The sequence below is a fragment of the Anaeromyxobacter terrae genome (assembly GCF_022690685.1).
In the GTDB taxonomy this organism is placed as follows: Bacteria; Myxococcota; Myxococcia; order Myxococcales; family Anaeromyxobacteraceae; genus Anaeromyxobacter; species Anaeromyxobacter terrae.
Genome location: NZ_JALCYY010000133.1, coordinates 1 through 2068 on the forward strand (window position 1 = coordinate 1; position 2068 = coordinate 2068).

Annotated in this window: 2 protein-coding genes, 1 tRNA gene and 1 pseudogene; 3 read left to right on the forward strand and 1 reads right to left on the reverse strand. The window is 72.7% G+C overall.

What is annotated here, in order from left to right:
- A pseudogene (locus tag MNY62_RS25425) lies at positions 1-492 on the forward strand (hypothetical protein); the annotation flags it as partial.
- Positions 493-560: 68 nt separating this feature from the next.
- Here the strand turns inward: MNY62_RS25425 and MNY62_RS25430 are convergent.
- Positions 561-637 (reverse strand) — tRNA-Arg (locus MNY62_RS25430).
- A gap of 187 nt (positions 638-824) precedes the next feature.
- On the opposite strand from MNY62_RS25430, the gene MNY62_RS25435 reads away from it, so the two are divergent.
- Positions 825-1508, forward strand: coding sequence for a NapC/NirT family cytochrome c (locus MNY62_RS25435; protein ID WP_242347125.1), 684 nt, complete (start codon positions 825-827; stop codon positions 1506-1508).
- A gap of 4 nt (positions 1509-1512) precedes the next feature.
- On the forward strand, positions 1513-1761 hold the full coding sequence (locus tag MNY62_RS25440; protein ID WP_242347126.1) for a hypothetical protein: 249 nt from the start codon (positions 1513-1515) through the stop codon (positions 1759-1761).
- Positions 1762-2068: the final 307 nt, after the last annotated feature.

Sequence of the window (2068 nt, forward strand, 5' to 3'; positions counted from 1 at the left end):
GACCGCCCCGGCGGGATCGCCGAGCCGCCGCGCGAGGAAGGCGGGGCCGCCGGTGGCATCGCCGCGCCCGGCGAGACGTCCGAGAGCGGGCCAGTCGCGGCCTCGGGCGGAGCAGGTGACCTGAAGGCCGCGAGGGACGGCGACGTCGCAGGCGTCGCGTCTCCGGGGCCCGCGCCCGCCGTGGAGGCAGCGCCCCCGACGTCCGCCGAGCCGCTCGCCCCGGGCGCGGCAGATCCAGGCGACGTCGCTCAGCCGGCGGACGCCTCCGCGGGCACGCCACCCGGGGGTCCGTTCGCGGAGCGAGCCGCGGGCGACGGCGAAGGTGCGAGCGCCGCGCGGCCCGTCGCCGCCGCGGACGCCGCACCGGGCGCCTCGCTCGACGGAGCGGCTTCGGAGAGCGGCGAGGGCAGGCCCGCGGGAGCGGCGCTGGAGCTCCGCGGCGCCGCGACGCGGGAGCCCGCCGTCACCGAGCGGAACGCGCCCGTCGATTGAGGGTGCACCAGAAAAGCGAGAGGCCCGTCACCTGGCAGGGACTGCCGCGGGGACGGGCCTCTCGTGAGTGGCGCGCGGTACAGGATTCGAACCTGTGGCCTTCGGCTCCGGAGGCCGACGCTCTATCCAGCTGAGCTAACCGCGCTTGCGAGCCGCCGTATCTAGTGCAGGCGCGGCGGAAAGGCAAGGAGTTCGCGGCGGTGCGTGATCGTCGCGCGCGCGCACCCTTGAATCCGAGCGAGGCCGGAGGCGGAGGGCGGCCCGCGGATGCGTGGCAAATTGACGCGGTTCCGCCTTGAAGTGCCCGTACCCACATGCTAGCAAGTCCGACCGTGCAAGAGATCAACTCGCTCGAGCAACTCCTCAAGCTGACGGCGGTCGCAGCCGCGGCCATCGCTGCCGTCATCATCGTCTGGTACCTCGTGAAGCGGCCGCCGCTCGGGCGCCTCACGAAGGTCCTGCTGCTCTTCGGGCTCGGCGTGATGCCGATCGGCGTCGCGCTCACCGGCAACGTGGCCGGGTTCGAGTACACGCTGAAGCGCGAGTTCTGCAGCTCGTGCCACGTGATGCTCCCGTACACCGAGGACGCGGCGGACCCGAAGTCGAACAGCCTCGCGGCCATCCACAGCCGCAACGCGACCTTCGGCGGCGAGAGCTGCTACACGTGCCACGCCGACTACGCCATGTTCGGCGCGATGACGACGAAGGTGAACGGGCTCAAGCACCTCTACTACTACATCACCGAGTACGCGAGCTCGGGCCCCTACGGCGAGAAGGGCCCGCGCATTCACCTCTACAAGCCCTTCAAGAACGGCAGCTGCGTCCGCTGCCACTCGACGACCGCGCCGAACTGGCTCGCCCGCGAGGATCACGCCGGGATGGTCGAGGAGATCCGCAAGGGCGAGGCGAGCTGCATCGACTGCCACGGCGGCGCCCAGGTCCACCCGCGCTCGTTCAACCACGGCGGCAACGGCCGCGCCCCCACTGCGTCCGCCGCAGGCGAGAAGAAGGAGTAGCGCCGTGATCGGTCTCTCCCGGATCACCGTCCGCCGTCTCGTCACCGTCTCCGCCGTCCTCACCCTCGTCGCCCTGGCCCTCATGGTCGCCGGCCTGTTCTGGCCGTCGCCGCTCCTGCTCGTCCTCGCGATGAGCCTCGGCCAGCTCTTCGGCACCTCCTCGCTCGCGCTCTACCTCCTCGCGATCGCGCTCGATCTCCAGGGCGTCGGAGAGGACGAGGCGCTCGGGGGAGGGGAAGGTCCGCAGTCCTGACCTGAGCCAGGCGTTCGGCTTCTCGACGGCCGCCCCGCGACGCGCGGGAGCGGCCGTCGGCGTCTCAGGGTACGGCAGCGCGCTCTCGCCCTCGACCGCGACCGGAGCCCGCCCTCGACCCCGACCTCGCGACCGCGACCTCGCGACCGCGACCCCGACCCCGACCGCGACCGCGACCGGAGCCCGCCCTCGACCCCGACCTCGCGACCGCGACCTCGCGACCGCGACCCCGACCTCGACCTCGACCTCGACCTCGACCTCGACCTCGACCTCGACCTCGACCTCGACCTCGACCTCGACCTCGACC